Source organism: Geobacter sp. (genome assembly GCF_030834625.1).
Taxonomy (GTDB): Bacteria; Desulfobacterota; Desulfuromonadia; order Geobacterales; family Geobacteraceae; genus Geobacter.
Window position 1 is genome coordinate 1 of the sequence record NZ_JAUQXO010000078.1, and the last position, 7,359, is coordinate 7,359.

Here is a 7,359-nt window from a genome sequence, read left to right on the forward strand (position 1 = left end):
CACTTTTCTACAGATCCTTGAGGTCAATTTGTTCGAGAAAAAGCCCATTTCATCGCTGGTTGCGGAAGCCCTTAAGCAAAATCCCGACCCTGTCGTCAGCAACCAGCTAAATTTATTCAACTATTAACCGGACAGTAGTGATAAATTTTCTGAAATTAATCCAGATATCATTGAAGCCGAAGGATTGCATCTCGGTCTCGGCATCGGTGAGGGACCACCCCTCCACCTGCATCCGGTACGCGGCTACCACGATGCCGGTCCGGTCCTGGCCGTGGCGGCAGTGGATAAAGACCGGCTGGTTGGCCGGGTCGGCCATGAGCGCCACTGCCCGGTCGACCTTCTCCCGGAGACCATCGCGGGACATGGCGATGGGAATGGCAATGGCCTTCATTCCGGCTGCCTCCACCTGGCGCTGTTCGTTCTCGGTGGTCCGGAGATCGATGACGGTCCGGATTCCCATTTTCCGCAGGGTCTCGTACCCCTCGGGCCCCGGCTGGGCCCCCCGGTAGATTCCCGGCGCCATGCGTCCCCCGTTGGAGATTCCCGGCAGGTTGTAGATCCGTTCCGAGAGCCTCGCTCCCGGAGGGAGGATGACGGATGCCTGTGGCTGCGCCGCAGGTTCCGGGACCGTTGCCGCGACACCGGCGGCCCATCCCGCTCCCGGCACCGTGAGCAGGCAGGCGGCAACGGCCAAACGAATTGCGAATGATATCATTGATGTTCCCCCTCGTATTTGTAGTCATTCCCGAGCGTTCTCCCCTCATTCCACCATGGCGGCCAGGGCCGCCTCCTTCACCCCCCGCAGATCCAGCTTCCCCGTCCCCAGGAGCGGCAGGGCATCCACCGTCACGTAGCACTCCCGCCCCGGCTTCCAGAGGTTGGGAAGATCGCTTTCGGCCATGAGACGATGAAGGGTTTCGGCATCTCCCGTCTCCCGGGCGAAGACCACCACGAGCTTTTCCCCCCGCTTCTCGTCGGGGACGCCGGTGACGGCCACCACGCCGGTCATGCCCAGACGGGCATGGAGGGCGTCCTCCACGGCGCCGTGGGGGACCATCTCTCCGGCGATTTTGCTGAAACGGGAGAGGCGGTCGGTGATGTGGAGGAAGCCGTGGTCGTCCAGCCGGCCGATGTCGCCGGTGACGTACCAGCCGTCACGGATGACCTCGGCGGTCTTTTCCGGCTTGTGGAGGTAGCCGAGCATGACGTTGGGCCCCTTCACGAGGATGAGCCCCGTCTCCCCCTCGGGAAGCGCGGCAAAGGTGTCGGGGTCGACGATCTTCACCACCACGCCGGGGACCGGGAGCCCCACGCTCCCTTCCCGGTAGGCGACCTGGCGGACCCCGTTGATCTCCACGTCGGGAAGCGACAGGGAGATGACCGGCGACAGCTCCGTGGCGCCGTACCCCTCCATGGGGCGGATGCCGAACTTCTCCTGGAAGGTGTCGGCCAGTTTCGGCTTCAGCTTCTCGGCGCCGGTCATGATGAGGCGAAGGGTTGCGAAGTCCTCTCTCTTTGCCCGGCGCAGGTAGGCCATGAGAAAGGTGGGGGTGGCGATGAGGAGGGTCGACTGCCGCTCCCGCACGGTTTTGGCGATGGTCTCGCCGTCCAGGGGGTTGGTGTGGTAGACCGCCGAGAAGCCCGAGAGAAGGGGGAGCCAAAGGGTGCCGGTGAACCCCAGGGAGTGGAAGAAGGGGAGGGCCGAGCAGATGTTGTCCCGCCGGGTGGCCCGGAAGACCATCCGGAGGGCCTCCAGGTTGGAGAGGATGTTGTGGTGGGAGAGCATGACCCCCTTGGGCTCGCCGGTGCTCCCGGAGGAGAAGATCACCGTGGCGAGGCGGTCGGCGTTGAAGCCCGCGGGTCGGGCCAGGGTGCGGAGCGGGAGGAGGCGGGCCTTGAGGAATGCCAGCCGCTTGTCGCCGTCGGTGAGCCCGGCCAGGAGGTCCTCCACGTACAGGGCCCCCGGCAGCTCCGGCAGGGTGCCGAGCTTCTCCAGGAAGACGCGGGAGGTGATGGTGGTGGTTATGGCGCACTGGGCAAAGGCCGAGCGGATTCCTTCCGGCGAGGCGGTGTAGTTCAGGTTCACCGGCACGGTGCCGTTCAGGGTGAGGGCCAGGTTCACCAGGGCGCCTCCCACGGTGGGGGGGAGGCAGACGCCGACCATCTCCTGGCCGGCGGTGAGGGGATTCAGCTTCGCCGCCAGGGCCACGGCGCCGGTGAGGGCCTTGCCGTAGGTGAGCTCCCGGCCGCCGGTGTCGGCCATGGCGGGGCGGTGCCAGTTCTCCCTGGCCGTCTCGACGAAGAGCTCCCCCAGGGGGCGGCGCCGGGGCTTGCGGGCCTCGAACCAGGCGGCGGAAAGCTCCATCACGGCCCGGCGCACGTCGTGGGGGGTGCTCCCCGCCGGAAGCGGCGCCCCGAAGAGGATCGTCACCCGGTAGGGGATTATGGAGGGGAAGCGGGAGAGGAGCTTGCCGTGGGCATAGGAGAGGGCGCTCCCCCAGGCGCCGCCGATGTAGACCGGGATGATGGGGTGGCTCGTCCCCTTGACGATATGCTCGAAGCCCCCCTTGAACCGGTTGAGCATGCCGGTGCGGGTGATGGCCCCCTCGGCGAAGATGCAGACGAGATAGCCGTCATCCAGGGCCTTGCGGGCGCTGGCGATGAACTCCAGGAGCCCCTTTTTCCCGTCCTTCGACGAGACCGGGATAACTCCCATGAGGGCGCAGAGCTGCTTCAGGACCGGGGTGTTGTAGATTTCGCGCTCCATGACGAAGCGGATCCGCCGCTGCTGGGTGGCGATGAGCAGAAGCGCGTCGAGCCAGGAGACGTGGTTGGACACCAGAAGCGCCCCCCCTTCCACCGGCACGTGGCGGTCGCCCAGGGTGGTCACCCGGTAGCGGAGCCGCATCATCGCCAGGGCAATGAAGCGGAGGAGGAAATCGGGGAGGATTCGGAGGGTGATGGCCGTGAGGGCAAGGGTGATCACCCCGAGAACCGCGAAGGAGGTGGCGGGGGAGACCCCCAGGGGGCCGGAGAGGGTCCAGAGGAGCCCCGAGGCCAGGAGCACCCCGACCCAGCTCAGGAACGAGGAGGCGGCCAGGATTTCCCCCCGCCGGTCGGCCGGCGCCCGGAGCTGGATGAAGGACTGGAGCGGCACGATGAAGAGGCCGGCGCTGACGCCGAAGACCGCCACCACGGCCAGGACGGCGACGAGGTTCGCCGGGATGGAGGCCAGGATGAAGGAGCAGAGGGTGAGCCCCACGGCGCCGATGGGGACCACGCCGAACTCCACGGTGCGTCCCGAGAGGCGGCCGGCCCAGAGGGAGCCGGCGCCGATGCCGATGGCGGCGGCCAGGAACAGGTAGCCGCTCTGTTCCTCCGACAGCCCGAGGAGCTTCATGCCGTAGGGGAGGAGGTTCAGCTGGCAGAAGGCCCCCACGAAGAGGAAGTAGGCGGCGCCGATCACCGCCAGGAGGAGGTAGCCGTCGCTTTTCAGGCTCCGAAGGGTGCGCCAGTAGCTGGTCGGCAGGAAAGAAATCGCCCGGTCCGGGGCCACAGCCGGGGTCTGGGGGAGGGTGCGTGCGATGAGGAGGCCGATGACGGCAATGACCACGCCGGTCAACAGCGCTACGCCGAGGCGTCCCCCGGCCAGCTGGACGAGGAACGGCGCCAGGGCCGTCCCCCCGACAATGGCGAGAAAGGATGCCATCTCCAGGAGGCTGTTGGCCTTGGAGAGGCCTTCCCGGGGGACCAGTTCCGGCACCACCCCATACTTGGCCGGGGCGAAGAGGGCGCTGTGGGTGCCGAGGAGAAAGACTGCACCGTAGAGAATCGGAACGCTGGCCAGGAAGAGGCCGGTCACGGCGAGAAGGGCGATTCCCACCTCCAGCGCCTTGACCCAAACCACGATCCGCCCCTTGGGAAGCTGGTCGGCCAGGGAGCCGGCCAGGGCAGAGAAGAGGAGGAAGGGTGCCACGAAAGCGGCGCTTCCCACGGCGGCGATGGTGCCGGCCTGCTCCTGTCCGTAGCGGCCGATGAGGTAGAAGACGATGATCAGCTTGATGAGGTTGTCGTTCAGCGCCCCCAGGGCCTGGGCAAGGTTCAGGCGGCGGAAGGAGGCGGGTAGGGTGGTCGGTTCGGTGGTGTTCATGGGAGGCTCCGGTCAGAGACTATTATCCTGAAAATCTCACTGAATAACACGGAGAAACGGAGGGCACGGAGAAATCAAAATCTTGAATTGGATTGTTTGTCTATAACCAATCAGTCTTGATTCGGATGGTAATTCTTTGGTTTTCCTCCGTGTTCTCCGTCTCTCCGTGTTATGAATGTTTTTGATGTTGGTCGATCTTGAGTACGCGGGCGGTCCGGAAAAGAATCTCTTCCGGCATCCCCAGGGCCAGCTTCAGCTCCACATCCTGGTCCCAGGGGTTGCCGATGGCGGCCAGCCGCCGGGCCTCAACCGGCCCGAGCCGGAAGAGGTGGAACCAGGGGGAGGTGAGCCCCGTGGCCGGCAGGGGCATGTCGGTGCCGTAGAGGAGCCGGCCGTGGATCTCCCGGTGCTGCAGAACTCGCGGCAGGTGCCCCAGGCGGTTCACCTGGGTGAGGGCCGAGATGTCGGCGTACAGGCTCGGGAATTCGGCAAAGAGGGGGAGAAGCCGGGCCAGGTTCTCTTCCCCGTGGCTTCGGCCGCTGGTGGCGCAGTGGGCGGCAATGACCGTCACCCCCTCCTCCAGCGGCAGGCGGAGCCGCGCCGGGTCGGCCAGAGTGTTGTCGGCCCTGGTGAAGGACTCCTCCAGGCCGGTGTGGGTCAGGAGCGGCAACCCCAGTTCCGCCAGGCGCCGGTAATAGGGAACAAGGCGCCGGTCGGCCGGGTCGGTCCCCTGGATGGAAGGGAGCCACTTCACCAGCACCGCCCCGGCTGCGGCAGCGGCGTCGAGGCGCTCCAGGGCGTCGGGGCGAAGGGGGTTGACGCTGGCGCCGAAGAGGAGGTTCGGGTGCTGCCGGCATTCCCGGGCCAGAAAGTCATTAGGGATATACATCTCGGTCCGTTCCCGATCCAGGATCCCCCGGGAGTCCACCACGCCGTCCATGGCCAGGACCACGGCGGCCTGGACCCGGGACGAGGCGGCAAGCCGCTCCGAGAGGCGCCGGAGCACCAGGCAGTCCCCCTCCCGCTCCAGCTCGGTGTTGGTCACGCCGAAGGATTTGAGGTAAATGGGGTACTTCCAGCTCCGGCGCAGCTTTGGGGAGATGAAGCAGCCGCTGTCGCCGGCGCCGATGCCGGCGGTATGGCAGTGGATGTCGATAACAGTCATCTGCGGCTCCGGTGGTTGGTGCGGGAATCTGCGATGGTTTTCACGGTCATGGCCGTGAAGATCGGGGCGGCGGCAACGGCGCTCAGCAACAATAGGGCAAGTGGGGTGAACATGGCAACCTCCCGGACGATGTTTTCTGTTCAGGATAATGCCGCTAGTGTGCCAAGCCGGTTATGAACCAGAACGGTCAATCATATCGAGCGGTTTTGGCTTAGCAGTGTCCGCGCCCACGGGATCAGTCTGAAATCTGATTGACATTTTATGCATGGCGACTATACAGCAAATGCATGAATACCATCGAAACCATACTGGTAACGGAGCGGGATTTCTTTGCCAAGGTGGCCCGGGCCGCCTTTCTCAATCCCTTTGGCGAGAGCCGCGATGAACTGGATCTGCTGCTGGCGGGAACGGGAACCGGCGACCGGGACGAGGTGCTTGCCGCCGTCACTGGCCGGGTGGCCGAGCGGGTTGCCGTCCTGCAGCGGGAGCTGCGGGGCAACGTCAACCGTTTGCCTGCTGCTGACCGGGAAACGGTCCGGACCGTGATCCTCTTCGATCTGTTCCACCGGTTCCTCGACTCCTTTGACCGCCTGATCCGGGAGCAGGCCGCGGCCGGCAACGCCCCCTGCCCCGTCCCCTTTGCCGGCGGCTTCATGGCGGCCTTCGGGGAGGCGGGATTCTCCGAGGCGGAGAGCCGCCGTTACCTGGGCCTCTTCTACCAGCTCCGGCGAGCCTTCTACTTCATCCGGGAAGGGCTCGCCGGGTCCAGCCCCTCCCTGCGCCGGGTGCGGGAGCATCTCTGGCAGACCCTCTTCACCCACAACATGCGGTGGTTCGATCAGTACCTCTGGGACCGGATGGAGGACTTCTCGGTCCTCATCCTCGGGGAGACCGGCACCGGCAAGGGGGCCGCAGCCGCCGCCATCGGCCGGTCGGGCTTCATCCCCTTCGACCCGAAGACCGGCCGCTTCAGCGAGAGCTTCACCCGCAACTTCCTGGCGGTGAACCTTTCCCAGTACCCTGAGGGGGTGCTGGAGTCGGAGCTCTTCGGCCACCGGAAAGGGGCCTTCACCGGCGCCATCGACCACCACGAGGGGGTATTCAGCCGCTGCACTCCCCACGGAGCCATTTTCCTGGATGAGATCGGCGAGGTGTCGCTCCCGGTGCAGGTGAAGCTTCTCCAGGTGCTCCAGGAGCGGAGCTTCTCGCCGGTGGGGAGCCACCAGCGGCTCCGGTTCAGCGGCCGGGTCATCGCCGCCACCAACCGGGACCTGAACCGCCTTCGGGAGCGGGGGGAGTTTCGGGACGACTTCTACTACCGCCTCTGCTCCGACGTGATCACCATTCCGCCCCTGCGGCAGCGGCTCCAGGAGCGACCCGAGGAGCTGGGAGAGCTGGTGGCGGGAATCCTCAGGCGCCTGACAGGCACCGCGCCGGAGCGGGAGGTGCAGCTGCTGCGCAAGGTCATCGAACGGGAGACCGGGAAGAATTATCCCTGGCCGGGAAACGTGCGGGAGCTGGAGCAGGCGGTGCGGCGGGTGCTGGTGACGGGGCATTACCGGGGAGAGGAAAAGGCGGAGCCGTCCGGCGCGGCGGAGCGGTTCCTGGCGGACGCGGCGGCAGGGGAGCTCGATGCCCAGGAGCTTCTGGCCGGGTACTGCCGCATCCTGTATGAGCGGCACGGCACCTACGAGGAGGTGGCCCGCCGGGCCAACCTGGACCGGCGGACGGTGAAGAAGTACCTGCAGCAACAATAATGAGGTGCTTATGCGCACAAACGCTGATCTTTTTTACGAAGAGAGGCTCCACCCCGAGGTGGGGACTTCTTTTTTTGGAACCTATTGTGGTTGTACCAGTCGGCTGTATTTACGGGGTTTAATGTGTCGTTATTTTATGGTATCAGGTGAGCCTCTTGCAAAAGGCTTGAAAGTTGGCGGCCAGAGGCCGCGTGCGGTGAAATTTTCACCAGTGTGCAGCATTAAGCAGAGCCTCTGATCGTTTTCATCGGCATTTATCCGGAATCCGGGCGCACCCCCCCCACGGA

At 65.4% G+C, this 7,359-nt stretch carries 4 protein-coding genes and 1 pseudogene; 2 read left to right on the forward strand and 3 right to left on the reverse strand.

The features are described 5' to 3' along the window. Nucleotides 1-127: pseudogene (locus tag RCH91_RS19240) on the forward strand (IS4 family transposase); the annotation flags it as partial. On the opposite strand, the gene RCH91_RS19245 reads toward RCH91_RS19240, so the two are convergent. The 3 genes from RCH91_RS19245 to RCH91_RS19255 form a co-directional block, all read right to left on the reverse strand. Next, on the reverse strand, nt 113-715 hold the full coding sequence (locus RCH91_RS19245) for a tyrosine-protein phosphatase (RefSeq protein WP_306536700.1): 603 nt from the start codon (nt 713-715) through the stop codon (nt 113-115). The pseudogene RCH91_RS19240 and the gene RCH91_RS19245 sit on opposite strands and share 15 nt — an antisense overlap. Before the next feature lie 45 nt (nt 716-760). Beyond that, nucleotides 761-4,150 (reverse strand): acyl-[ACP]--phospholipid O-acyltransferase, encoded by a 3,390-nt coding sequence (locus RCH91_RS19250; RefSeq protein ID WP_306536703.1) that lies wholly within the window; start codon nt 4,148-4,150, stop codon nt 761-763. Between the two features lie 169 nt (nt 4,151-4,319). Beyond that, on the reverse strand, nt 4,320-5,315 hold the full coding sequence (locus RCH91_RS19255; protein WP_306536705.1) for an amidohydrolase family protein: 996 nt from the start codon (nt 5,313-5,315) through the stop codon (nt 4,320-4,322). A 287-nt stretch (nt 5,316-5,602) separates the two neighbouring features. Here RCH91_RS19255 and RCH91_RS19260 point away from each other — a divergent pair, with 287 nt between their 5' ends. Further along, nucleotides 5,603-7,072, forward strand: coding sequence for a sigma 54-interacting transcriptional regulator (locus RCH91_RS19260; protein ID WP_306536707.1), 1,470 nt, complete (start codon nt 5,603-5,605; stop codon nt 7,070-7,072). Nucleotides 7,073-7,359: the final 287 nt, after the last annotated feature.